This window comes from Nocardiopsis dassonvillei subsp. dassonvillei DSM 43111, assembly GCF_000092985.1.
Lineage (GTDB): Bacteria > Actinomycetota > Actinomycetes > Streptosporangiales > Streptosporangiaceae > Nocardiopsis > Nocardiopsis dassonvillei.
In genome coordinates this window covers 56,634-80,222 of record NC_014210.1, presented here as the reverse complement: position 1 = coordinate 80,222, position 23,589 = coordinate 56,634, and the positions used below count along the sequence as shown (strand labels likewise).

General features: G+C 69.0%; 17 protein-coding genes and 3 rRNA genes. 13 read left to right on the top strand and 7 right to left on the bottom strand.

Translation table 11 applies throughout. From position 1 onward, the window contains the following. The first annotated feature begins 72 nt into the window (after positions 1–72). Positions 73–543: a DUF1707 SHOCT-like domain-containing protein gene (locus tag NDAS_RS00315; RefSeq protein WP_013151121.1), complete on the top strand. Its 471-nt coding sequence runs from the start codon at positions 73–75 to the stop codon at positions 541–543. Between the two features lie 89 nt (positions 544–632). Here NDAS_RS00315 and sucD read toward each other — a convergent pair whose 3' ends face one another. From sucD to NDAS_RS00300, 3 genes are all read right to left on the bottom strand, one after another. Next, positions 633–1,511: a succinate--CoA ligase subunit alpha gene (gene sucD / locus NDAS_RS00310; RefSeq protein WP_013151120.1), complete on the bottom strand. Its 879-nt coding sequence runs from the start codon at positions 1,509–1,511 to the stop codon at positions 633–635. 14 nt (positions 1,512–1,525) lie between these two features. Continuing rightward, positions 1,526–2,707 (bottom strand): ADP-forming succinate--CoA ligase subunit beta, encoded by a 1,182-nt coding sequence (gene sucC, locus NDAS_RS00305; protein ID WP_013151119.1) that lies wholly within the window; start codon positions 2,705–2,707, stop codon positions 1,526–1,528. A 413-nt stretch (positions 2,708–3,120) separates the two neighbouring features. Next, entirely contained in the window at positions 3,121–3,531 is a 411-nt protein-coding gene (locus tag NDAS_RS00300; RefSeq protein ID WP_013151118.1) for a cobalamin B12-binding domain-containing protein, read from the bottom strand. A gap of 146 nt (positions 3,532–3,677) precedes the next feature. On the opposite strand from NDAS_RS00300, the gene NDAS_RS00295 reads away from it, so the two are divergent. The 4 genes from NDAS_RS00295 to NDAS_RS00280 all read left to right on the top strand — a co-directional run bounded on the left by NDAS_RS00295 (position 3,678) and on the right by NDAS_RS00280 (position 7,812). Beyond that, on the top strand, positions 3,678–4,121 hold the full coding sequence (locus tag NDAS_RS00295) for a hypothetical protein (RefSeq protein WP_013151117.1): 444 nt from the start codon (positions 3,678–3,680) through the stop codon (positions 4,119–4,121). A gap of 134 nt (positions 4,122–4,255) precedes the next feature. Further along, positions 4,256–5,941, top strand: coding sequence for a DNA-3-methyladenine glycosylase 2 family protein (locus NDAS_RS00290; RefSeq protein ID WP_041552136.1), 1,686 nt, complete (start codon positions 4,256–4,258; stop codon positions 5,939–5,941). A gap of 50 nt (positions 5,942–5,991) precedes the next feature. Beyond that, positions 5,992–6,555, top strand: coding sequence for a methylated-DNA--[protein]-cysteine S-methyltransferase (locus tag NDAS_RS00285; RefSeq protein ID WP_041552996.1), 564 nt, complete (start codon positions 5,992–5,994; stop codon positions 6,553–6,555). Between the two features lie 189 nt (positions 6,556–6,744). Further along, positions 6,745–7,812: a M23 family metallopeptidase gene (locus tag NDAS_RS00280; protein ID WP_013151114.1), complete on the top strand. Its 1,068-nt coding sequence runs from the start codon at positions 6,745–6,747 to the stop codon at positions 7,810–7,812. Positions 7,813–7,940: 128 nt separating this feature from the next. Here the strand turns inward: NDAS_RS00280 and rrf are convergent. From rrf to NDAS_RS00265, 3 genes are all read right to left on the bottom strand, one after another. Continuing rightward, positions 7,941–8,056 (bottom strand): 5S ribosomal RNA (rrf, locus tag NDAS_RS00275). Positions 8,057–8,157: 101 nt separating this feature from the next. Then, a 23S ribosomal RNA gene (locus tag NDAS_RS00270) occupies positions 8,158–11,253 on the bottom strand. Positions 11,254–11,570: 317 nt separating this feature from the next. After that, positions 11,571–13,103: ribosomal RNA gene (locus tag NDAS_RS00265) — 16S ribosomal RNA — on the bottom strand. Together the 16S, 23S and 5S rRNA genes form the textbook arrangement of a ribosomal RNA operon. A 948-nt stretch (positions 13,104–14,051) precedes the next feature. Here NDAS_RS00265 and NDAS_RS00260 point away from each other — a divergent pair. The 6 genes from NDAS_RS00260 (at position 14,052) to NDAS_RS00235 (ending at position 19,218) form a co-directional block, all read left to right on the top strand. Next, complete coding sequence (locus tag NDAS_RS00260) at positions 14,052–14,672, top strand: DUF6230 family protein (RefSeq protein ID WP_013151113.1); 621 nt, start codon at positions 14,052–14,054, stop codon at positions 14,670–14,672. A 71-nt stretch (positions 14,673–14,743) separates the two neighbouring features. Next, entirely contained in the window at positions 14,744–15,112 is a 369-nt protein-coding gene (locus NDAS_RS00255) for a DUF6114 domain-containing protein (RefSeq protein ID WP_013151112.1), read from the top strand. A 164-nt stretch (positions 15,113–15,276) separates the two neighbouring features. Then, the gene (locus NDAS_RS00250; protein ID WP_013151111.1) at positions 15,277–15,948 is read left to right on the top strand and encodes a hypothetical protein; all 672 of its coding nucleotides are present in this window, start codon (positions 15,277–15,279) and stop codon (positions 15,946–15,948) included. A gap of 257 nt (positions 15,949–16,205) precedes the next feature. Next, positions 16,206–17,846 carry an AMP-binding protein gene (locus NDAS_RS00245; protein ID WP_013151110.1) on the top strand — a complete coding sequence of 547 codons (1,641 nt, stop codon included), beginning with the start codon at positions 16,206–16,208 and terminating at the stop codon, positions 17,844–17,846. 436 nt (positions 17,847–18,282) lie between these two features. Further along, positions 18,283–18,777: a MarR family winged helix-turn-helix transcriptional regulator gene (locus NDAS_RS00240; RefSeq protein WP_013151109.1), complete on the top strand. Its 495-nt coding sequence runs from the start codon at positions 18,283–18,285 to the stop codon at positions 18,775–18,777. A gap of 207 nt (positions 18,778–18,984) precedes the next feature. Continuing rightward, the gene (locus tag NDAS_RS00235; protein WP_013151108.1) at positions 18,985–19,218 is read left to right on the top strand and encodes a hypothetical protein; all 234 of its coding nucleotides are present in this window, start codon (positions 18,985–18,987) and stop codon (positions 19,216–19,218) included. Here the strand turns inward: NDAS_RS00235 and NDAS_RS00230 are convergent. Next, the gene (locus NDAS_RS00230; RefSeq protein ID WP_013151107.1) at positions 19,215–20,468 is read right to left on the bottom strand and encodes an extracellular catalytic domain type 1 short-chain-length polyhydroxyalkanoate depolymerase; all 1,254 of its coding nucleotides are present in this window, start codon (positions 20,466–20,468) and stop codon (positions 19,215–19,217) included. The genes NDAS_RS00235 and NDAS_RS00230 overlap by 4 nt on opposite strands. Before the next feature lie 224 nt (positions 20,469–20,692). Between NDAS_RS00230 and NDAS_RS00225 the strand changes: the two genes are divergently transcribed. Further along, a complete protein-coding gene (locus NDAS_RS00225; RefSeq protein ID WP_013151106.1) occupies positions 20,693–21,526 on the top strand; it encodes a 3-hydroxybutyrate dehydrogenase in 834 nt (277 codons plus the stop codon). After that, entirely contained in the window at positions 21,511–23,508 is a 1,998-nt protein-coding gene (locus NDAS_RS00220) for a helix-turn-helix domain-containing protein (RefSeq protein ID WP_013151105.1), read from the top strand. The genes NDAS_RS00225 and NDAS_RS00220 overlap by 16 nt, the downstream gene beginning before the upstream one ends. Positions 23,509–23,589: the final 81 nt, after the last annotated feature.

Sequence of the window (23,589 nt, the reverse complement as noted above, 5' to 3'; positions counted from 1 at the left end):
CGGAACCGGATCCTCGTTCCGGCCGTCCTACCCTGGGAACGAGGCTCCCCGGCCCGAACGGAGCGGTCCCGCATGCCAGGCCCCGAACACCCGCGCCCCTACCGCCTCTCCGACGCCGAACGCGACGTCGCCCTGGCCAGACTGCGCACCGCCTTCGAGGAGGGGCGCCTGGACGTCGACGAGCACGAGGAGCGCGCCTCCCTGGCGGTGCGCGCCGTCACCTCCTCCGACCTGGTCCCCCTCTTCGACGACCTGCCCGCGACGGACACGCGCGCCCCCGCTTCGGGACGCGGGAGCGCACAGGTTCCGGCGCCCCGCCGGGCGGAGGGGAGAACCGCACCGGCCTGCGCGGACGGCGGGGGCCGCTCGGCGCCCTGGTGGGGCGTGCTGCCCTGGGTGGGCTTCGTCTTCCTGTTCTGGGGCCTGCCCGCCGTCCTGGACGGAAGCCGCGAGGCCCTCATCGGTTGGGGGATCTTCCTCGCCGTGATGATCGTCCCCCACGTCGTCGTGGGCGTGGCCGGGCACTTCCGCCGCCCCGCCTGACCGCCGGCGGCGGGCGCGGGGCGCACACGACAACGGCTCCGCCTCACCGCTGAGCGGCGGGGCGGAGCCGTTGTCGGTACCGGAACGCGTCAGAACAGCGCGCGCGCCAGCTGAGCGGTCTCGCTCGGAGTCTTGCCGACCTTGACGCCGACGGCCTCCAGCGCTTCCTTCTTGGCCGCGGCGGTGCCCGAGGAACCCGAGACGATCGCGCCCGCGTGCCCCATCGTCTTGCCCTCCGGAGCGGTGAAGCCCGCCACGTACCCCACCACGGGCTTGGTCACGTTGTCGCGGATGAACTCCGCCGCCCGCTCCTCGGCGTCACCGCCGATCTCACCGATCATCACGATCACGTCGGTGTCCGGGTCGGCCTCGAAGGCCGCCAGGGCGTCGATGTGCGTGGTGCCGATGATCGGGTCCCCGCCGATGCCCACCGCCGAGGAGAAACCGATGTCGCGCAGCTCGTACATCATCTGGTAGGTCAGCGTCCCGGACTTGGACACCAGCCCGATCCGGCCCGGCTTGGTGATGTCGGACGGGATGATGCCGGCGTTGGACTGGCCCGGCGTGATCAGCCCGGGGCAGTTGGGGCCGATGATGCGGGTCTTGTTGCCCTTGGCCTGGGCGTGGGCCCAGAACGCGGCGGTGTCGTGCACCGGGATGCCCTCGGTGATGACCACGGCCAGCCCGATCTCGGCGTCGATGGCCTCGAAGACCGCCTCGCGCGAGAACTTGGGCGGCACGAAGATGACGGTGACGTCGGCGCCGGTGGCGGCCATGCCCTCGGCCACCGATCCGAAGACGGGCACCTCGGTGCCGTCGAAGTCGACCTTCTGGCCGGCTTTGCGGGGGTTGACCCCGCCCACGATGGTGGTGCCCGAGGCGAGCATGCGCCGGGTGTGCTTGGTGCCCTCAGAGCCCGTCATGCCCTGGACGAGTACCTTGCTGTCCTTGTTGAGGAAGATAGCCATGGTGTTTGTTTCCCCTACTTCGCCGCGAGCTCGGCGGCCTGAGCGGCGGCGCCGTCCATCGTGTCGACCTGTCGCACGGCCGGGTGGGCCCGCTTGGTGAGGATCTCGCGGCCCAGCTCGGCGTTGTTGCCGTCCAGACGCACGACCAGCGGCTTGCTGACGTCGTCGCCGCGGCTCTCGAGCAGCTCCAGGGCCTGGACGATGCCGTTGGCCACCGCGTCGCAGGCGGTGATGCCGCCGAAGACGTTGACGAACACGCTCTTGACCGAGGGGTCGCCCAGGATGATGTCCAGGCCGTTGGCCATGACCTCGGCCGAGGCGCCGCCGCCGATGTCCAGGAAGTTGGCGGGCTTGACGCCGCCGTGCGCCTCGCCGGCGTAGGCGACCACGTCCAGGGTGGACATGACCAGACCCGCGCCGTTGCCGATGATGCCGACCTCGCCGTCGAGCTTGACGTAGTTGAGGCCCTTGGCCTTGGCGGCGACCTCCAGGGGGTCACCCTCCTCGGCGAAGGTGAGGCTCTCCAGGTCCTGGCGGAACTCGGCGTTCTCGTCCAGGGTGACCTTGCCGTCCAGGGCGACGACCCGGCCGTCCTTGGTCAGGATGAGCGGGTTCACCTCGACGAGGGTGGCGTCCTTGCCGACGAAGGCGTCCCACAGCTTGGTGATGACCTCGGTCGCGCCCTCGGTCGCGGCCTCGGGCAGCTTGCCCGCCTTGACGATCTCCGCCGCGATGCTGGCGGGAGCGCCGGTCAGGGCGTCGACCGGGAACTTGGCGACGGCGTCGGGGTTGGTCTCGGCGACCTCCTCGATGTCCATGCCGCCCTCGGCGGAGCAGATGGACAGGAAGGTGCGGTTCGCGCGGTCCAGCAGGAAGGAGAAGTAGTACTCCTCCGCGATGTCGGAGGCCTCCTCGACCAGGACACGGTGGACCGTGTGGCCCTTGATGTCCATGCCGAGGATCTGCTCGGCCTTGGCCTGGGCGTCCTCGGGGCCCTCGGCGACCTTGACGCCGCCGGCCTTGCCGCGACCACCGGTCTTGACCTGCGCCTTGACGACGACGCGGGGCTTGCCGGCGGCGGCGAACTCATCAGCGATGGCACGCGCCTCAGCGGCCGTGCTCGCCACCTTCCCCTGGGGTACGGGAACCCCGTACTCTGCGAAGAGTTGCTTCGCCTGGTATTCGAACAGGTCCACGAGGGTCCGTCCTTGTAACTCGCTGGCTCAGGATGTCTACCGGGGTGGCCTCGTCCGGATCGGCTGTGACCCACTGACACGTGTCACACGGGGCGCACGAGGCACAACCCCGCGGTCTGCGCCGCTTACAGAAGATCGAGATCGCCGCGGCGTTGCCACCCGCGACATGCGCAAAGCTTAGTCGCCTGAAATCCGGCCGCCAGACACCGGGGGCGGGGTTGACCGGCCCCGGCCCGTCCCAAAAGCCGCTCAGGCGGCGTCGCGGAAGCACCCGCATGGGAAAATATGTGACCAGGGACACGACATAACACCACGGGGGCGCCTTTCGCCCGGATACGGCCCCCTGGACGGGTGCGACCAACATCACCCGGCGAAGAAGGGGCCGGAGGGAACTCCTGTGGCGCGTGAGGGGCTCAGGCCGCGTGCGCCGGACGGACGTTCTCCCGCACCCAGTCGGCGATCTCCGAAGTCGGAGCGCCCGGAGTGAAGATCTTGGCGACGCCCAGGCGTTCGAGTTCGGCGATGTCGGCGTCGGGGATGATCCCGCCGCCGAACACCCGGATGTCCTCCGCGCCGTTCTCCCTGAGCAGCTCCAGGACCCGGGAGAACATGGTCATGTGGGCGCCGGAGAGCACGGACAGTCCGATGGCGTCGGCGTCCTCCTGGAGCGCGGCCGCCACGATCATCTCGGGCGTCTGGCGCAGACCCGTGTAGATGACCTCGACACCGGCGTCACGCAGCACGCGGGCCACGATCTTGACACCGCGGTCGTGTCCGTCCAGCCCCGGTTTGGCTACGACGATCCGTGGTGCGCCCTCGGCCATGGCAAACCCCTCACGAGTGTTCCCCCGACCGCCCGGCCCTCCTTGTGGGAGGCCCCCGGGTGCGCGGGGACGAGACGATGAACTCGCATGAAGCGTAACGCAGGTCACTGTCGGGTGACGGGCGCGGGGACGGGTATCGTCCGAACATGGGAGACGATGTCACCGAATTCGACCAGACCAGCACAGAGGACCTGCGGGACCGCGCCGTCGAACTGGCACGGCAGCGGTGGGACCTGCGCTTCTTCTGGCGGCTCCTCAGGCTGATCCCGGCCGCCGAGGCGGCGGCGGGCAACGAGGAGGCCAGTGAGGCGAGCGTCGCCCAGCTGTCCGGTTTCGTGTACGAGGCGCTGTCCGCCGAGGCCGACCCGGACGTCCAGGAGGCGTTGCGCCCGGTGTACGTGCAGTACCTCCTCGACCACGGTGAGACCGCCGAGGGCGTGACCGGGGACGGTGGCGCGGGGGCCACCGGGATCCCCGGCGGCGCCGACGCCCCGGCCAGCGGCACGGAAGGCCCCGTGCGCGGCGGCGCGGACGCCCCCGCGAGCCCTCCCGCGCCCGGGACGCGGGACGACCGCGGCGGCCCCCTCTGAGCCCCTCGTAGACGGCGGGCCTCCGGGCCGGTGGGCCCCTCGGCGCCGGTGGGCGCCGGAGCCGGGAGGCCCTCGCGTCGATGTCCGAAAACCGCCAGCTTCGGTGCGCCGCGTCGGCGAACATGGATGGCGTGATGGACGACGACCAGCGCTACCGCGCCGTACACAGCAGGGACGCCCGCTTCGACGGCGTCTTCTACACAGCCGTGCGCACCACGGGTATCTACTGCCGTCCGAGCTGCCCGGCCGTCACCCCGAAACGGGCCAACGTCCGCTTCTACCCGACCGCCGCGGCCGCCCAGGAGTCGGGGTTCCGCGCCTGCAAGCGGTGCCGTCCCGACCTCACCCCCGGTTCGCCGGAGTGGAACCTGCGGGCCGACGTGGTGGGCCGCGCGATGCGCCTCATCCAGGACGGCGCCGTGGACCGGGGCGGCGTCAGCGCCCTGGCCTCGGCGGTCGGCTACAGCGAACGCCAGCTCAACCGGCTGCTGTCGGCCGAGGTGGGCGCGGGGCCGCTGGCCCTGGCCCGGACCGAGCGCGCCCAGACGGCACGGGTGCTGGTGGAGACCACCGACATGCCGATGGCGGACGTCGCCTTCGCCGCGGGGTTCGCGAGCGTACGCCAGTTCAACGAGACGATGCGCGCGGTGTTCGACCGCTCCCCCACCGAGATGCGGACCATGGGCGGTCGGCGTGCGTCGGCTTCCGGGGGGTCGCGTCCGGGGGACGCCCGCCCTCCGGCCACCGAGCCGGGGACGGTCACGCTGCGGCTGCCCTACCGGGAGCCCATCGACCTGGCCCGGATGCTGAGGTTCCTCGGAGACCGTGCGGTTCCGGGCGTGGAGGAGTACCGGGACGGGGTCTACCGCAGGACGCTGATGCTGGCGCACGGTCCCGCCGTGGTGGAGTTGTCCGAGGGGTCCGGGACCGGCAGGGCGGGCAGGACCGGCCGCGCTGGTGCCACGGGCGGCGTTCGTCCGGCGGACGCTGTGGACGGCGGGGTGTCCGTGAGCGGTGGGGGGCACGTGCTGTGCCGCCTGCGGTTGTCGGAGGCGCGCGACCTGACCAGCGCGGTGCGCAGGTGCCGCAGGCTGCTCGACCTGGACGCCGACCCGGGTGCGGTGGCCGAGGCCCTGGGCGGGGACCCCCTCCTGGGACCGATCGTGGCCGCCCACCCGGGACTGCGATCGCCGGGGCACGTGGACCCGGCCGAACTGGCGGTCCGGGCGGTCCTCGGCCAGCAGGTGTCGGTGCGTGCGGCCCGCACGCTGGCGGGGCGGCTGGTCGAGCGGTTCGGCGAACCGCTCGCTCCGGGCCTGGAAGCGCCGGGCGGAGGACTCACCCACGTGTTCCCCTCCCCTGACGCGCTCGCCGCGGCCGACCCGGCCGGTTTCTCCGTCCCGGTCGCGCGGGGACGCGCCCTGGCGGGGCTGTGCGAGGCGATCGCCTCGGGGTGGATCGACCTGGGGCCGGGATGCGACCGGGACGAGGCCGAACGGCGTCTGGTGGAGCTGCGCGGCATCGGTCCGTGGACCGCCGGTTACGTGCGCATGCGGGGTCTGGGCGACCCGGACGTGTTCCTGCACGGCGACCTGGGCGTCCGGATGGCGCTGGAGGCGGGGGGCAGACGGGCGACCCCCGCGGCGGCCGCGCGCGAGGCACGGGAGTGGAGCCCGTGGCGGTCCTACGCCAACCACGCGCTGTGGGCGTCGTTGGCCGACCGTGAGCGGGAGAGCACGGCCGTTCGGGCGGACGTGGTCGTGCGGGACGGCGTGCGGGATGCTTCGAAGGAACGTCAGGAACGGAAGGAATCGGCATGAGCACGCGGCAGGCGCAGGCGTTCGGGGGACCCGGACAGGAGGGACAGGGCATGCTGGCGTTCGACGTGGAGCCGAAGGCGCCCCCGAGGGTGGCGACGGTGGAGTTCCGTGCTCCCCTGCCCGGACCGACGCGGTACACGACGATGGAGTCGCCGGTGGGCGACCTGACCCTGTTCGGTGACGGCGCGGCCCTGGGCGGCGTGCTCACCCCCGCCAAGGACGGGCTGACGCGGGTGGTCCCGCAGGACTGGGTGGCCGACCACAAGCCGTTCGCCGATGCCGAGGAGCAGTTGAGGGCGTACTTCGCGGGCGAGCTGCGCGAGTTCACCCTGCCGCTGGCCCCCGTGGGGACCGACTGGCAGTTGAGGGTGTGGGCGGCGCTGACGACCATCCCGTTCGGCGAGACCGCGAGCTACGGCCAGCTGGCGGAGGAACTGGGGAGGCCGACCGCCTCCCGGGCGGTGGGCATGGCCAACGGACGCAATCCGATCAGCATCATCGTGCCGTGCCACCGGGTGATCGGTGCGAACGGTTCGCTGACCGGGTACGCGGGTGGACTGGAGCGCAAGGAGTTCCTCCTGGGCCTGGAGGGCAGGGTCGCGGGCATCCGCTGACCCGGCGAGGAGGCCGTCGGCCCCGTTCCCGAGTGCGGGAGCGGGGCTTTCCTCTGCGTGCGACACCGCGTGAAGCGCCGCCCTTACACCCCTTGTCGCGGCACGAACTCGTCATTACTCTTCGGTAACTGTGCGCTCACACCCCTGCGCGCACGGTTCCGCTGGCTCCGCCCCCCACAAGGAGAAGAGTTGCCACTCCCTTCCGCCCCCGGCCTCCGTGCCCTGGGCTCCAGAACCCGCACCCTGGGTGCCGCCGCCGTGGCCGTCGCGACCTCGGCCGTCCTGGTCGTCACCGCCCCCACCGCCCACGCCCGACCGATCCCGGCGGGCACCCCGCTCGCCTCCGCCGACAACGTCGAGATCACCGTCGACAGCGACACCGCCGAAGCCCTCCCGGGCGGGTCGGCCGCCGCGTCCCCCGAGGACGTCCTGGCCGAATCGGTGATCGCCGACGTCCTGCAAGCAAGGGACTCGTCCCTCGGCGCGCTCGCCCGCCAGGAGCGCGACGTGCGGGTCGACGTCCGCGAGGCCGCCGACGGCTCGGCGTTCGGCGTAGCCATCGTGACCGCGCCCATGAACGTGGACGAGAGCCCCTACGCCTGGCTGTTCGCCGCCGACTACGAGGGCTCCGCGTGGACGGTGGGCTTGGAGGGGACCGAGGAGTTCTCGTCCATCCTGGCCGACTCCGCACTGCTGGAGGAGGACGAGCGGGAGACCGTCGCGGCCTCGACGGACCCCTCCGGGGTCTCCACCAGCAGCTACATCGGCGTCGGGCTGCCGTTCGCCATCGGCTCGTCGATGATCATGACGGGAGGACCGCACGGCAACAGCGGAGGCCGTCCCTACAGCTCGGTGGACTTCGCGGGCGGCAGCGGACAGGCCCGCGCGGCCCGCGGCGGCTACGCCTACAGCCTGTGCACCGGCTGGACGCGGGTGATCCACGACAACGGGTACTCCACGGACTACTACCACCTGGAGAACTACCAGTGGCTGCCCGGCAACAACGTCGGGGTCGGCCACTACCTGGGTACCCAGGGCAACAGCCTCTGCGCCGGCGGTTCGACGACCGGTGCGCACATCCACTTCTCGCTGCGGGGGTACAGCGATCCCAACGCCGCCGGCTGGTACGTCGCCCTGCACGGCAGGACCCTGGGCGGCTGGACCTTCGTGGAAGGCGGCGCCTACGGCGGCTACGCCTACCGCAACGGTGTCGGAACCGTCTACCCGGGCGGCTCGATGTACAACTACGGGTTCTAGGCGTCCACTGATTTCACAAGTGCACATGTAAGACCGTGAAAAAAGGGGGAGGGGTCGCCTTGCAGGCACCCCACCCCCACCACAAAAACAAAGGGGGGCCGCCCACAGGCGACCCCCCCAACGAAAAACCGTGGCAGCGACCTACTCTCCCACCCCACCACAGGGCAGTACCATCAGCGCAAAGAGACTTAACGACCGGGTTCGGAAAGAGACCGGGTGTGACCCTCCAGCAATAACCACCACGGAAACCACACCACCCACCCAACTCCACCCACCCCAAAGGACAGGGAATCACAGTGAGCAGCAAGCTCCGTGAAAAGTGTGCGCGAACATCCAATTATCTGCAGCGGACAAGCCCTCGGCCTATTAGTACCGGTCAGCTCCACCCCTCACAAGGCTTCCACACCCGGCCTATCAACCCCATCGTCTATAGGGAGCCTTACCCCCTCAAGGAGGCAGGAGACCTCATCTCGAAGCAAGCTTCCCGCTTAGATGCTTTCAGCGGTTATCCCTCCCGAACGTAGCCAACCAGCCATGCCCTTGGCAGGACAACTGGCACACCAGAGGTTCGTCCGTCCCGGTCCTCTCGTACTAGGGACAGCCCTTCTCAAGTCTCCAACGCGCACAGCGGATAGGGACCGAACTGTCTCACGACGTTCTAAACCCAGCTCGCGTGCCGCTTTAATGGGCGAACAGCCCAACCCTTGGGACCAACTCCAGCCCCAGGATGCGACGAGCCGACATCGAGGTGCCAAACCATCCCGTCGATATGGACTCTTGGGGAAGATCAGCCTGTTATCCCCGGGGTACCTTTTAGCCGTTGAGCGACACCGCTTCCACACGCCGGTGCCGGATCACTAGTCCCAGCTTTCGCTCCTGCTCGACACGTCCGTCTCACAGTCAAGCTCCCTTGTGCACTTACACTCAACACCTGATTACCAACCAGGCTGAGGGAACCTTTGGGCGCCTCCGTTACTCTTTGGGAGGCAACCGCCCCAGTTAAACTACCCACCAGACACTGTCCCCGAACCGGATCACGGTCCAAAGTTAGATGCCCGAAACAGTCAGAGTGGTATTTCACCAACGCCTCCACCGCCACTAGCGTGACAGCTTCACCGGCTCCCACCTATCCTACACAAACCATCCCAAACACCAATGTCAAGCTATAGTGAAGGTCCCGGGGTCTTTCCGTCCTGCTGCGCGAAACGAGCATCTTTACTCGTAGTGCAATTTCACCGGGCCCATGGTTGAGACAGTGGGGAAGTCGTTACGCCATTCGTGCAGGTCGGAACTTACCCGACAAGGAATTTCGCTACCTTAGGATGGTTATAGTTACCACCGCCGTTTACTGGCGCTTAGATTCCCAGCTTCGCAAGGGCGAACCCCCACTAACCAGTCCTCTTAACGTTCCAGCACCGGGCAGGCGTCAGTCCGTATACAGCGTCTTACGACTTCGCACGGACCTGTGTTTTTAATAAACAGTCGCTTCCCCCCGCTATCTGCGACCCCACCCAGCTCAGGATGCAAGATCCGTCACCAGACAGGGCTCCCCTTCTCCCAAAGTTACGGGGACAATTTGCCGAGTTCCTTAACCATGGTTCACCCGAACGCCTCGGTATTCTCTACCTGACCACCTGCGTCGGTTTAGGGTACTGGCCACACACGAACTCGCTAGAGGCTTTTCTCGACAGCATGGGATCACTCACTTCACCAAAAACGGCTCGGCATCACGTCTCAGCTCATATAAGAGGCGGATTTGCCAACCTCTCAGCCTACACGCTTACCCCCGGACAACCACCGCCGGGTAGAGCTACCCTCCTGCGTCACCCCATCACTTACCTACTACAAGCTCGGTTCCCAGACCAGTAAGTCAAAGCTCCCCGAAGGGACCCAAGACCACCAGCGTGGTTAGCATCACCTGATTCAGTACTGGACGCTCGTGCACGGGTACGGGAATATCAACCCGTTATCCATCGACTACGCCTGTCGGCCTCGCCTTAGGTCCAGACTCACCCTGGGCGGATTAACCTGCCCCAGGAACCCTTAGTCAATCGGCGGCAACGTTTCTCACGTTGCTATCGCTACTCATGCCTGCATTCTCACTCGCACGCCCTCCACCACACGATCACTCGGCAGCTTCACCGGACGCACGACGCTCCCCTACCAACCCAAGAAACTAGTCTTGAGCTTCACAGCTTCGGCGGTGTGCTTTAGCCCCGCTACATTATCGGCGCAGAACCACTTGACCAGTGAGCTATTACGCACTCTTTAAAGGATGGCTGCTTCTAAGCCAACCTCCTGGTTGTCTCAGCAACTCCACAACCTTTCCCACTTAGCACACGCTTAGGGGCCTTAGCTGATGATCTGGGCTGTTTCCCTCTCGACTACGAAGCTTATCCCCCGCAGTCTCACTGCCACGCTTCACTTAACCGGCATTCGGAGTTTGTCTGACGTCAGTAACCTTGTCGGGCCCATCAGCCAAACAGTAGCTCTACCTCCAGCAAGAAACACGCGACGCTGCACCTAAATGCATTTCGGGGAGAACCAGCTATCACGGAGTTTGATTGGCCTTTCACCCCTACCCACACCTCATCCCCCAGGTTTTCAACCCTGGTGGGTTCGGGCCTCCACGAGGTCTTACCCCCGCTTCACCCTGGACATGGGTAGATCACTCCGCTTCGGGTCCACAGCATGCGACTCAAATCGCCCTATTCAGACTCGGTTTCCCTACGGCTACCCCACCCGGGTTAACCTCGCCACACACCATGACTCGCAGGCTCATTCTTCAAAAGGCACGCCATCACCAAAGACAAGCTTCAGCTCTGACGGCTTGACAGCACACGGTTTCAGGTACTATTTCACGACCCCTCACCGGGGCACTTTTCACCTTTCCCTCACGGTACTAGTGCACTATCGGTCACCAGGACGTATTTTGGCTTAGCAGGTGGTCCTGCCAGATTCACACGGACTTTCACGGGCTCCGCGCTACTCGGGAACACATCAACGTCTAGCCGGTACCTTCATCTACGGGACTCTCACCCACTCCGGTACCGCTTCCCAACGGTTTCAACTAACACCGACATCAACGCTCCAGGCCGGCAGACCTGAACAGATATGTCCCACAACCCCGCAAACGCAACGACTGCCGTCTATCACACGCCTACGGTTTAGCCTCTTCCCCGTTCGCTCACCACTACTAGGAGAATCACTGTTGTTTACTCTTCCTGCGGGTACTGAGATGTTTCACTTCCCCGCGTCACCACCAACCACCCTATACATTCAGATGGCGGCAACCCGACACAACTCGGGCTAGGTTTCCCCATTCGGACACCCACGGATCACAGCTCGGTTGACAGCTCCCCGTGGCCTATCGCGGCCTCCCACGTCCTTCATCGGCGCCTGGTGCCAAGGCATCCACCGTGTGCCACTATCACTTGGCCACTACAGATAATAAGATGCTCGCGCACACTATTCACAAATCAAAACACCAACCGCATACCCCAACACCACTCACATCCCCAACCACAACGGCAAGGACCCGAGAGTTCTCGGAGGCGGTCCGCGGGAACCAACACCCACTCCCTACGGAGCAGAGGTTGTTTCCTCAGACACCCAACAGCGCGCCCCCGGACGCTTCTAGTCGCCCGAGGTCAAGTTCGATCTATCTTCAGCCACTCCCAAACACCCCGAAGGATGCCGGGTCCACTTTCGAGTCCGGCCAACATTAGGAAAGGCGTTGGCCTGTAAAGACTCCTTAGAAAGGAGGTGATCCAGCCGCACCTTCCGGTACGGCTACCTTGTTACGACTTCGTCCCAATCGCCAGCCCCACCTTCACTCACTCCCTCCCACAAGGGGTTAGGCCGCAAGTTTCGGGTGTTGCCGACTTTCATGACGTGACGGGCGGTGTGTACAAGGCCCGGGAACGTATTCACCGCGGCGTTGCTGATCCGCGATTACTAGCGACTCCACCTTCATGGGGTCGAGTTGCAGACCCCAATCCGAACTGAGACCGGCTTTTAGGGATTCGCTCCACCTTACGGTATCGCACGCCCATTGTACCGGCCATTGTAGCATGTTTGCAGCCCAAGACATAAGGGGCATGATGACTTGACGTCATCCCCACCTTCCTCCGAGTTGACCCCGGCAGTCTCCCATGAGTCCCCACCATTACGTGCTGGCAACATGGAACAAGGGTTGCGCTCGTTGCGGGACTTAACCCAACATCTCACGACACGAGCTGACGACAGCCATGCACCACCTGTCACCCGCCAACTAAATGACCTCACATCTCTGCGAGTCCACGGGTGATGTCAAACCTTGGTAAGGTTCTTCGCGTTGCGTCGAATTAAGCAACATGCTCCGCCGCTTGTGCGGGCCCCCGTCAATTCCTTTGAGTTTTAGCCTTGCGGCCGTACTCCCCAGGCGGGGCGCTTAATGCGTTAGCTACGGCGCGGAAACCGTGGAAAGTCCCCACACCTAGCGCCCAACGTTTACGGCATGGACTACCAGGGTATCTAATCCTGTTCGCTCCCCATGCTTTCGCTCCTCAGCGTCAGGTAAGGCCCAGAGACCCGCCTTCGCCACCGGTGTTCCTCCTGATATCTGCGCATTTCACCGCTACACCAGGAATTCCAGTCTCCCCTACCTACCTCTAGCATGCCCGTATCCACTGCAGAACCGGAGTTAAGCCCCGGTCTTTCACAGCAGACGCGACACGCCGCCTACGAGCTCTTTACGCCCAATAATTCCGGACAACGCTCGGACCCTACGTATTACCGCGGCTGCTGGCACGTAGTTAGCCGGTCCTTATTCCCCACCTACCGTCAACCTCCAGAGAACTGGAAGCCTGCGTTGGTGGTAAAAGAGGTTTACAACCCGAAGGCCGTCATCCCCCACGCGGCGTCGCTGCGTCAGGCTTTCGCCCATTGCGCAATATTCCCCACTGCTGCCTCCCGCAGGAGTCTGGGCCGTGTCTCAGTCCCAGTGTGGCCGGTCGCCCTCTCAGGCCGGCTACCCGTAATCGCCTTGGTAGGCCGTTACCCCACCAACAAGCTGATAGGCCGCGAGCCCATCCCTGACCGAAAAACTTTCCACCCTCCACCATGAGGTGGCGGGTCGTATCCGGTATTAGACGGCGTTTCCACCGCTTATCCCAGAGTCAGGGGCAGGTTGCTCACGTGTTACTCACCCGTTCGCCGCTCGTGTACCCCGAAGGGCCTTACCGCTCGACTTGCATGTGTTAAGCACGCCGCCAGCGTTCGTCCTGAGCCAGGATCAAACTCTCCATAAAGGTCACTCAACCCGACCCGGCCGTGAGGCCTGGGCGGGTAAACCTAGAAGTAATCCTGACCAACCGGGTCACCCCGGCTAATCAAAGGAACCTCCGCACACGAACCGAGTGGTTCTGTGTGACGGGGCCAAAACAAACATGGCTTAAAGAAAATCAAACACGCGCTGTTGAGTTCTCAAGAAACAAGCGCTCTTCGTGTACAAGCTCCTGTGAGCTTTTCCGCCGAAGGCGTTGTGCGTTTCCGCTTTGTTGTGTCTTTACTTTATCAGGTGTTCCGCGCCCCGCCAAATCGGCGGTTTGGGGTGTTTCTGATCGGGGTAAAGCCCGTTTCCTGTTTCGCTTCCGTGTTTCCTTGGAAGCGCCTCCCGAAGCCTAGCCGATGCAGAGCGGTGCTCGAACCGGTTCGGTTGAGAGGAAGGAGGGTGCCGCCGGACCCGGTCCGGTTCCGAGTCGGCCCGAAGGCCGCTCGCCGTCCCGTGGCGACTCGGAGAACACTACCCCCCTCGTGAACACCGAGCAAACCGCAGCCCACGTGTCGCCGCTCACACATCGCCTCACGCGCGCACCCGGGCGCGGGCGGGCTGGAGTGGGCACCGACGACTCACCCGGCTGAGAAGGCCGGTGCGGAAGAACGCTCACCGGAATGACAAAGAGCGCTCACAGCCAAATGCCACACCTCGTCCCCGACAAGCACATTCGCGCGTTTGCGCAGCTCAGGTCGGCTCTTAACGGTGCCACACCCGTGTTTGGCGTGAAAATCGGAAAAGGCGGGAAAGTTCGAAGAAGGCCCTTGAAATCCCCCCGGATGCAATACATGATGTGCAGCGTTACCGGAACGGACTCTGGTCCGGCGCCCCGAGGGACGGGGACGACCGCGACCAGGCCGCGTGCCGAAGGTTCGGGGGGACGGCAGGCGCAGCGCGGCCATGCACCCACGGAAGGACATGCATGGACACCACATCCCCCGACACCCCCGAGAGCCACACCAGCTGGAAGCGCTTCGCGCTCTTCTCGATCCCGGCGGGCGCGGCCGTGGGCGGCATCCTGGTCGCCATGGCTCAGGGCGCCCTCGCCGCCTCCTTCACCGTCTCCGGTCAGGACTTCAAGATCTCCGCGGAGGAGCTGAACGGCGAGGGCTTCGTCCAGTACGGCTGGCTGGACCAGACGGTCCGCGAGGAGGCCGTGCCGGTGGCCGTCGCCGGGATCCGCGAGGCCGAGATCCAGGGGCTGTGCCAGTCGGTCCTGACCGAGTTCCCCATCGTCGGACAGATCTCGCTCCGGCTGACCGCCGGTGACCGGGGCACCCCGGTCGTCGCGGAGAACCTGGTGATCGACATGTCGCAGATGGACGGCAACGCCTCGTTCGAGGACATCGAGATCGGCCGCGACGCGGGCACCCTCGACCAGGGCCCGCAGGGGTCGCGGGGGTTCGACGACCTGTTCGGCATGCAGTCCGACACCATCGTGATCGAGGACCTGGAGCAGACGGCCAGGGCCGCCAGCGCCGGGACCTTCCGTCTCTCCGGCCTGAGCTTGGGCATCAGCATGGGGGACGACGAGTGCTTCTGAAGCCGTCGCGGAGCGCGGGCGCGCGCTGGCGCGGATGGCGCAAGCGCCGCCCCTTCGCGGGAGGGCTCCTGATGATCCTCTCCGGCGCCGTCATGGCCTCGCTCGTCGCGATGCCGGTGGAGCTGATGATCCAGACCGGTGTCGGCGGGGTCTCCTCGCTGATGTTCGGCGGCATGCTCGCCGTTCTGGGCCTGGTCACCTGGTTCACCCCGAACCAGCACGTCATCACCGGTTCGCTGGCCGGGTTCCTCGGTCTGGGCGCGCTCATCCTGTCCAACCTGGGCGGTCTGGTGGTCGGCACCCTGCTGGCGCTGGCCGGTGGCGGACTGGCCTTCTCCTGGCGGCCGGTCGCCCGGCCGCCCCGGCGGAGGGGACGACGACGGAGGCGCCGGGAGGAGGAGGGCGTGGAGGCCCCTCCGGACACCCGAGCCGGGGACTGAACCGGCCCCCGTACCACCGGGGACACGCGCGGAGAGCGTCACGGGCCCGTGTGTTCCCGGAGGCCACAGGAAAACCACGTCTACCGATTCGGCGCGTACAACCCCCCGACCCCGCCGTGCGGCGCATCCGTGTGCCGTCCGGCCGCCACACACAAGGAGTACCCATGTCGGTTCCGCGACCGATATCCCCCGCCCGCGCCCTCCTGGCGACGGCTGCGGCGGGTGTCCTGGCCCTGGCCTGGGGCGGTAGCGCCTCCGCCCAGCAGGGTCCGACCACGGTGACGCCCGCCGGTGCGGCCTTCGAGGCCGCTCTGAGCGGCAGCGCCACCTTCACCGCCGGCAGCGTCGTGGTGACCTGCGACGCGTCGTCCACCTCTCCGGGCAACGGGAACAACCTGGTTCCCACGGCTCCCGGCAACCACAACCCCGGTGGCGCGGTCTCCTCGACCATCAACGCGCCGGACTTCACGGACTGCTCGACCAACGTCCCCTTCGTGTCCGCGACGGTCACCGTGGCCGATCCCGTGTGGGAGATGACCATGCAGCACGGGTCACCGACCGTCGGCACCATGGTGATCCCGGCCGGGGGCATCGTGGTGACCACGAGCGGCCTGGCCTCGTGCACCGCGACGGTCAGCCCTGACGCGGCCGCCGCCATCGGCGGCACGTGGACCAACGGCTCCCCCGCCTCGACCCTGGCCTTCGACACCGCGGCCCCGGTCGAGGTGACGGGCGGGTTCGGCTGCCCGACCAGCGCGACGCAGGCCCCCTTCGAGGCGGTCTACGAGGTGACCAACGCCGACGCCCCGTCCTCGCCCATCACCGTGACCGGCTAGCCCCCACCGACCGTGGCAGCTGCCCGGGGCCGCCGTGCGGTGCGCGCGGCGGCCCCGCCGCGGTGCCCGAGGGGTTCGCGCGCATCCGCCCTTCGTACGGGGGTGACAACCGCGCGCCGGCGGGGACTCATCCGGGGACGGAGAAACGGCGGGGGTTCCTCGCCTACGGTCGCAGTACTTCCGGGGAGTCACGCGGCGAAGGCTCCCCGGTGAGGCGCGGAACGCTTCGCCCGTCCCCGTCAGCTCCCGGAGACACCATGGCGCCCAACGCCGAAGGCCCGCACGCCACCTCCCGCACGCGACACGTCCTGGAAACGGTGCGGGTGCTCGTCCGCGCCGGTGTGCTCAGCCCGGGACGTCCCGACAGGGTCGTCCGCCAGCTCCGCGCGCTGCGCACGTGGGGCGCCACGATCGCCGGGGGCTACGCCGCCGCGAACGAGCGCGTGCCCGACGCCGTCGCGGTCGTCGACGAGCTGGGCCCCACGACCTTCCGCGAGATGGACCTGCGCGGCCGCGAGCTGGCCAGGGACCTGCGCCGCGCGGGTGTGGGCGCGGGTGCGCGCGTGGGCGTGCTGTGCCGCAACCACAGCGGTTTCGTGCAGACGATGGTGGCCTGCGGGCGCTTGGGCGCCGACACCGTGCTGCTGAACACGGGGCTGTCGGCGGGCCAGCTGGCCGCGGCCGTGGGGGGCAACGGGGTGTCGGTGGTCGTCGCCGACGCCGAGTTCGAGGGGATGTGCGCCGAGCTCGATCCCGGTGTCGTGCGGGTGACGGCCTGGGGGGAGCCCTCCGACGGGGGCCCGGGGGTGCCGTGGCGGGCGCGGGAGGTCTCGGAGTCCGATCCGGAGCCGCCGGAGCGCCCCGGCCGTCTGGTCGTGCTGACGTCGGGGACGACGGGCGCGCCCAAGGGGGCGCGGAGGCCCACTCCGAGGGGGCCGCAGGACGCGGCGTCGGTGCTGTCGCGCATCCCGCTGCGGTCCTCGGACCGCATCCTGGTGTCGGCGCCGATCTTCCACACGTGGGGGCTGGCGGGTGTGCAGCTGGGCATGTCGATGCGGGCGACGTTGGTGATGAGGCGGCTGTTCGAGCCGGAGGACGCTCTGCGCACGGTCCAGGAGGAGCGGTGCACCGCGCTGTTCGCGGTGCCGGTGATGCTGCGGCGGATCATGGACCTGCCCCGGTCCACGCGCGAGCGGTACGACACGTCGTCGCTGCGGATCGTGGCGTGCAGCGGCTCGGCGATGAGCCCGCAGCTGATCACGGGTTTCATGGACGCGTTCGGGGACGTGCTCTACAACCTGTACGGGTCGACCGAGGTGTCGTGGGCGACGATCGCGACTCCCGGGGAGATGCGGCTGTCCCCGACGACGGCGGGCCGTCCGCCCCTGGGGACGCGGATCGCGGTCCTGGACCCCGGCGGGGTGGAGGTGCCTCCGGGGACGGAGGGGTCGATCCACGTCGGCAACGACATGCTCTTCGACGGCTACACGGACGGGCGGAGCAGGAGGGTCGCGGACGGGTTGATGGAGACCGGCGACCGGGGTCACGTGGACGCGAACGGACTGCTGCACGTGGCGGGCCGGGACGACGACATGATCGTCTCGGGCGGGGAGAACGTGTTCCCCCGGCCGGTCGAGGAGGCGATCGTGACGCTTCCCGAGGTGCGTGAGGTCGTGGTGACGGGTGTGCCCGACGAGGAGTTCGGGCAGCGGTTCGCGGCGTACGTGGTGCCGCACGAGGGCCGGGGCGTGGATCCGAATCAGGTGCGGACGCACGTGCGGCGGGTGCTCGGGCGGTTCTCGGTGCCGCGCGACGTGGTGGTCGTGGACGAGCTGCCGCGCAACGCCACGGGCAAGGTGGTCAAGCGCCTGCTGCCCCGTCGGGAGGAGCGCGGATAGGTCGGTGGGGTTGGTGCCCGCCCGGGCCGGACGCACGGGTGCGGGCAGCGGGGCACCGCGCGGGTGGAGTGCGTGACCGCCCGGGCCGCAAATCCGGGTGCGGGAGACGCCACGCGGATGGAGTGCGTGACCGCCCGGCCGGACGCGCGGGCGCCGGGACAGCCGGGTGCGCGTGGGGGGACAGATGCGGGTGCGGAGACGGATGTGGGTGGGGGGGGCACCGCGCTGCTGGCGTCCGTCGGGGCGCGCCGCCTTCCGTGAACGCGCGCCGTTCCCGCGCGGCGGTCCCGTGTGACGGCGGGGACTCGGGTGCGCGGCACCGGCGCCCCTTCCGACCTGCGACGACCCCGTGCGGCACACCTGGGGGACGCGGTACCACTTTTCTTTGTACGCAAGGTAATTGCGGACTTTGGAAATCGGGCGCCGGGTAACTACGATGGTGGCGATGGCCGACCGAACCCCCGCCCCCGCGGGCGGCTTCTCCCTTCCCGCAGTAGACGAGCAGATGTGCTTCGCCCTCTACGCGGCGTCGCGTGCGGTCACCAACCTGTACCGGCCCCTGCTGGAGCCGTTGGGGCTGACCTATCCCCAGTACCTGGTGATGATGCTCCTCTGGGAGCGCGGCGAGTGCTGGGTGAAGGACTTCGGCTCCGTACTCCAGCTGGACTACGGGACCCTCACACCGCTGCTCAAGCGGCTGGAGGCCCGGGGACTGCTGGTCCGGGGGCGTGATCCGCGGGACGAGCGCTCCGTCCTCGTCGCCCTCACCGAGGAGGGCGGGCGGCTCAGGGCACGCGCCGAGGGGATTCCGGAGGCGATCGGGAGGGTCATCGACCTCCCCGAGGAGGAGTTCGAGGCCACCAGGCTGGCGCTGCGCCGCCTGACCGCGAACGTTCTCGCGGGACAGGCCCAGCTGCCCGAGGGCGGCTGAGGCGCGACGGACTCCGTCCGCCGCGTCCGCCGTCGGGGGACGACGGACGGCAGCGGCGGGCGGCGGGGACGGACACCACGGGGGTCGTGTCCGTCCTCCGGAGCACGGGCGGGTCGCGGTCGCGGCCCGCCCGTATCCGTCGTCGGCCCGGGGGGGTGTTCGCCGTTCCCCCCGAGGGGGGACCGCCGCCGGGCTAGGGTTGGGGACATGTCGATCTGGACGTCAGACAACCGCAGTGGGCAGGTCCGCGAGGCACTGACCATGCTCCTGTCCCAGGGAGTGATTGACGACTTCCGCATCCGGCCGGACGAGGAGTTCCCCTTCCGGGTGACCGTCCCGGCAGGGGTGGTCCCGATGACCGAGCACCAGGCCGCGCACTTCGCGCTGGGCGCGGCGGTGAGCCACTTCGGGCGCCTGGCACGCGGCGGGAACGGGTCCTAGCAGCCTCCGGGCGTGTGCTCCCAGTGGCCCGGTGAGGTCTCGGTGAGCGACGTGGTGACGAAGACGTTCCACAGGCCGAGCGCGTCGCCGGAGCCGACCGCGTAGACCAGCCCGGAGCGCTGGACGGCGCGGCCCGCCGACACGTGGTCGTAGTTGCTGTCCCTCACGCACGTCCCCGGCCCGGTCGGCGGGTCGGTCGGCTCCTCCGTGGGCGGGTCCGTGGGGTCCGGGACGGGGCCGCCTCCGTCGCCGATGCCCCAGAAGTCGACGGTGTACCCGGTCGAGCAGACGGTGTCGAGGAAGTAGGCGCCCGCGGTGCCGCAGCCCGCGGACGGGTCGACGGGGGTGCCGTGGCCCATGCCGGAGACCGTGTAGTGGGCGACGGCCGCGGTGGCCGCGTCTCCGCCGTGGTAGGCGGCGGTGGTGGAGCCCGGCAGCCGCTCGGTGGCGTCGGGGGCGCCGGACAGCCCGTGGACGTTCGTCCACTGGCTCGCGACCGCCTCGCCGTTGGCGGGGGCGACCGTGGTGTCGGCGGTGCCGTGCCAGACGGCGACGCGCGGCCAGGGCCCGTCCCACCCGGGGTTCTGGGCGCGGACCTCGTCGCCCCACTGCTGCGGGTTCCTCGTCTTTCCGGGGTTCATGCAGCCGAAGGCGTCGATCATGCCGCTGGCGCAGCCCACGGGGATTCCCGCGACGACGCTGCCCCCGGCGAACAGGTCGGGGTAGGCGGCGAGGAGTTCTCCCGCCATGGCGCCTCCGGCGGAGAGCCCGGAGACGTACACCCGGTCGGCGTCCAGGCCGTGGGCGGACACGGCGTGCCCGACCATGGAGCGGACCGACCTGGCCTCGCCGGAGTCGCGCGCGGTGTCTCCCGGCTGGAACCAGTTGAAGCAGCCGGTGGCGTTGTTGGCCGGCCTCTGCTCGGGGTAGACGAGGGCGAAGCCGTGCTCGTCGGCGTACCCGGCCCACCCGGAGTGGTCGTGGTAGGCGGCGGCGTTCTGCGCGCAGCCGTGCAGGAGCACGACCAGGGGCGCGTCGGCGGGCAGGCCGTCGGGAACGTAGGAGTGCATCGCCAGGTTGCCGGGGTTGGCGCCGAACGAGGGCACCGGGGTGAGTGTGGCCGCCGAGGCGCGCGGGGCCAGAGCGATCAGCAGGGCGGCGACCATGACGGCCACGGTGGCCAGGGTCGCGGTGAGGGAGAGGGCGGTCGCTGGCAGGGGACGGCTGGCGGGTGGTGCCGTGGAGTCCATGGGGGGTGCCTCCGGTGATCCGGTCGGTGAGCGGGGGATCTGGCCGGGAGCCTAGCCCTGATGTGATCCACACAACATGTAGCGGAGACAGCGGTCACACCTCCGCCGCCAGTGGGGAACCCACAGCCGTCCTCCGGCCCATGGGCGCGGGGCACATGTCCGAGCCCGGGGGTGTGTCCGGTGCCCCTATCCCCCGCTCGCGGAGGCGCGCCTAGTTTGCTTCCATGACGACGCACGAGTTCCCGTCGGGCACGGCGCGGCAGGCCACCCGGCCCCCCGTTCCCGGAACGGCGGGGAACCCCCGCACCACCCGGGTCGACCTCACCGGAAGGACCGCGCTGGTGACCGGTGCGGCCAGCGGCATCGGCAGGGCGTGCGCCCTGCGCCTGGCGGACGCCGGAGCCCGGGTCCGGATGGTCGACCTCGACGGGCGGGCCCTGGACGAACTGGCCGACCGGGGCGTCGGCGAGGCGGTGGAGCTGGATCTGACCGACCTGGACGCCGCCGAGGAGGCCGCGCGGGGCGCGGACGTCGTGGTCAACAACGCGGGCGTCCAGACGGTCGCGCCCGTCCAGGACTTCCCTCCGGAGCGTTTCTCCCTCATCCTTCGTCTCATGGTCGAGTCGCCGTTCCGCGTGGTGCGCGGCGCCCTGCCCCACATGTACGCACGGGGGTGGGGCCGCGTCGTCAACATCTCCTCGGTGCACGGGCTGCGCGCCTCGGCCTACAAGTCGGCCTACGTGACCGCCAAGCACGGCCTGGAGGGCTTCTCGAAGGTGGTGGCCCTGGAGGGCGCCGCACACGGGGTGACCTCCAACTGTGTGAACCCCGGATACGTGCGCACCCCGCTGGTGGAGAGGCAGATCGCCGACCAGGCGGCGGCGCACGGCATTCCGGAGGAGCGGGTGCTCTCGGAGGTCCTGCTGGCCCGGAGCCCGCTCAAGCGGCTGATCGAGCCCTCCGAGGTCGCCGAGCTGGTCGCCTACCTGTGCGGTGAGGACGCGTCGTTCGTCAACGGCGCCTCCCTGCCCGTGGACGGAGCATGGAGCGCGAGCTGAACACCACCACGTCCGGTTCGACCGGTGTCCCCGCCGACGACGGCGCCGCGGGCGCCGACGGCCAGGCCCTGTTCCTGGACCTGCTGCTGCGCGACGCCCCGGCCGTGGAGTACGAGCGCCCGGTGCTGCGCGCGCGGGCGCGCGGGGACGACCCGGAGGTGGTCGCCGCCCTGGAGGCCGCGAAGATGACGGCGCTGCGGGTGCGGTCGGTGATGCGCGACCGGCGGCGGCGCGAGTCGGAACTGGGCGCGCTGTTCGAGACCGCCAACGACCTGGCGGGCATGCGCAGTCTGGACCAGGTGCTCCAGGCGATCGTGGAGCGGGCCCGCAACCTGCTGGGCACCGACACCGCGTACCTGACGCTGAGCGACCCGGAGGCGGGCGGCACGTACATGCGGGTGACGTCGGGGTCGGTGTCGGCGGCGTTCCAGCGGTTGCGGCTGGCCCCGGGCAAGGGGTTGGGCGGGCTGGTGGCGACCACGGCCCTGCCGTACGTGACGGCGAACTACTTCGCCGATCCCCGGTTCACGCACGCGGAGAACATCGACCACGCGGTGCGCGACGAGGGCCTGGTGGCCATCCTGGGCGTGCCGCTGAAGATGAACGGACGCGACGTGGGCGTGCTGTTCGCCGCCAACCGGCGCGAGCGCCCCTTCGCCCACTCGGAGGTGGCGCTGCTGTCGTCGCTGGCCGCGCACGCGGCGATCGCGATCGACAGCGCGAACCTCATCGACGACACCCGGCGTGCCCTGGACGAGCTGCACACCGTCAACGAGCGGTTGCAGCGGCACACGGCGTCGGTGGAGCGGTCGGCGGCGGCGCACGACCGGTTGACCGACCTGGTGCTGCGGGGCGGCGGCGTGCGCGAGGTCGCGGCGGCGGTGGCCGAGGTGCTGGGCGGCACGGTGCTGATCCACGACGCGACCTCGGACTCCTCGGTGACCGCCAGCCCGGAGGGTGTGGTGCGGGAGGGCGTCCCGTGGGACGCGGGCGACGGGGACCTGGCCGAGGCGGTGCGCTCGTCGCTGGCCAGCGGCCGCGCGGTGCGGGCGGGCCGGGCGTGGGTGGCGACGGCGGCGGCCGGGACCGAGCCGCTGGGAACGCTGGTGCTGCGCGGGGTGGAGCTGGACTCCACCGACCAGCGCGTCCTGGAGCGGTCGGCGATGGTGACGGCGCTGCTGCTGCTCATCCGGCGTTCGGTGAGCGAGACCGAGCACAGGCTGCGCGGGGACCTGCTGGACGAGCTGTTGGAGGTGCCCGCGCGCGATCCGGTTTCGCTGCGCCAGCGGGCCGCGCTGCTGCACGCGGACCTGGACGCGCCGCACGTGCTGGTGGTGGCCGAGGCCCCGGGCGGGGACCCGGGGCGGTTGCGCTCGGCGGCGACCCACGTCGCGGAGACCACCGGGGGACTGGCCGGGAGCCGGTCGGGCCGCCTGGTGCTGGCGCTGCCCGGGAGGGACCCGTCGGCGGTGGGCCGACGGGTGGCCGACGAGCTGTCGGGTGCGGTGAACGGCCCCGTGACGGCGGGGCTGGCCGGTCCGACGGCCGGTCCGGCCTCGTTCGGGGACGCGTTCGCCGAGGCGGCCCGGTGCCTCCAGACGCTGCGTGCGCTGGGACGGGAGGGGGACGTGGCGACCACGGGGGACCTGGGGTTCTCGGGGCTGCTGCTGAGCCAGGACCGGGACGTGCCGGGGTTCGTGTCGGCGACGCTCGGGCCGCTGCTGGAGTACGACGCCAGGCGGGGAACGCTGCTGGTGGAGACTCTGCGGGCGTACTTCGCCGCCGGGGGCAACCTGTCGCGCGCCAAGGAGGACCTGCACATCCACGTGAACACGGTGGCGCAGCGCCTGGAGCGGATCGGTCAGCTGATCGGGGCGGACTGGCAGCGTCCCGGCCGGGCGCTGGAGCTCCAGCTGGCCCTGCACCTGCACGGCCTGCTGGACCGGGGCGTGGACCTGCTGGGCGACCAGAACGGCGGTTGAGCGGGCCGCTAACCCCGCGCCCGTGGAGCGCACAGCGGCGGTGCGCCGCAGGGGGGTGGCGTGGAGCGGCCGGTTCGCCGA

Excerpts from the sequence above, each read along its gene's own strand:
- sucD (WP_013151120.1), bottom strand. The coding sequence starts at position 1,511 with ATGGCTATCTTCCTCAACAAGGACAGCAAGGTACTCGTCCAGGGCATG.
- NDAS_RS00285 (WP_041552996.1), top strand. The coding sequence starts at position 5,992 with ATGCTGGCGTTCGACGTGGAGCCGAAGGCGCCCCCGAGGGTGGCGACG.
- NDAS_RS00290 (WP_041552136.1), top strand. The coding sequence starts at position 4,256 with ATGGACGACGACCAGCGCTACCGCGCCGTACACAGCAGGGACGCCCGC.
- NDAS_RS00240 (WP_013151109.1), top strand. The coding sequence starts at position 18,283 with ATGGTGGCGATGGCCGACCGAACCCCCGCCCCCGCGGGCGGCTTCTCC.
- NDAS_RS00250 (WP_013151111.1), top strand. The coding sequence starts at position 15,277 with ATGTCGGTTCCGCGACCGATATCCCCCGCCCGCGCCCTCCTGGCGACG.
- NDAS_RS00235 (WP_013151108.1), top strand. The coding sequence starts at position 18,985 with ATGTCGATCTGGACGTCAGACAACCGCAGTGGGCAGGTCCGCGAGGCA.
- NDAS_RS00245 (WP_013151110.1), top strand. The coding sequence starts at position 16,206 with ATGGCGCCCAACGCCGAAGGCCCGCACGCCACCTCCCGCACGCGACAC.
- NDAS_RS00300 (WP_013151118.1), bottom strand. The coding sequence starts at position 3,531 with ATGGCCGAGGGCGCACCACGGATCGTCGTAGCCAAACCGGGGCTGGAC.
- NDAS_RS00255 (WP_013151112.1), top strand. The coding sequence starts at position 14,744 with ATGATCCTCTCCGGCGCCGTCATGGCCTCGCTCGTCGCGATGCCGGTG.
- NDAS_RS00315 (WP_013151121.1), top strand. The coding sequence starts at position 73 with ATGCCAGGCCCCGAACACCCGCGCCCCTACCGCCTCTCCGACGCCGAA.
- NDAS_RS00225 (WP_013151106.1), top strand. The coding sequence starts at position 20,693 with ATGACGACGCACGAGTTCCCGTCGGGCACGGCGCGGCAGGCCACCCGG.
- NDAS_RS00295 (WP_013151117.1), top strand. The coding sequence starts at position 3,678 with ATGGGAGACGATGTCACCGAATTCGACCAGACCAGCACAGAGGACCTG.
- NDAS_RS00230 (WP_013151107.1), bottom strand. The coding sequence starts at position 20,468 with ATGGACTCCACGGCACCACCCGCCAGCCGTCCCCTGCCAGCGACCGCC.
- NDAS_RS00220 (WP_013151105.1), top strand. The coding sequence starts at position 21,511 with ATGGAGCGCGAGCTGAACACCACCACGTCCGGTTCGACCGGTGTCCCC.
- NDAS_RS00260 (WP_013151113.1), top strand. The coding sequence starts at position 14,052 with ATGGACACCACATCCCCCGACACCCCCGAGAGCCACACCAGCTGGAAG.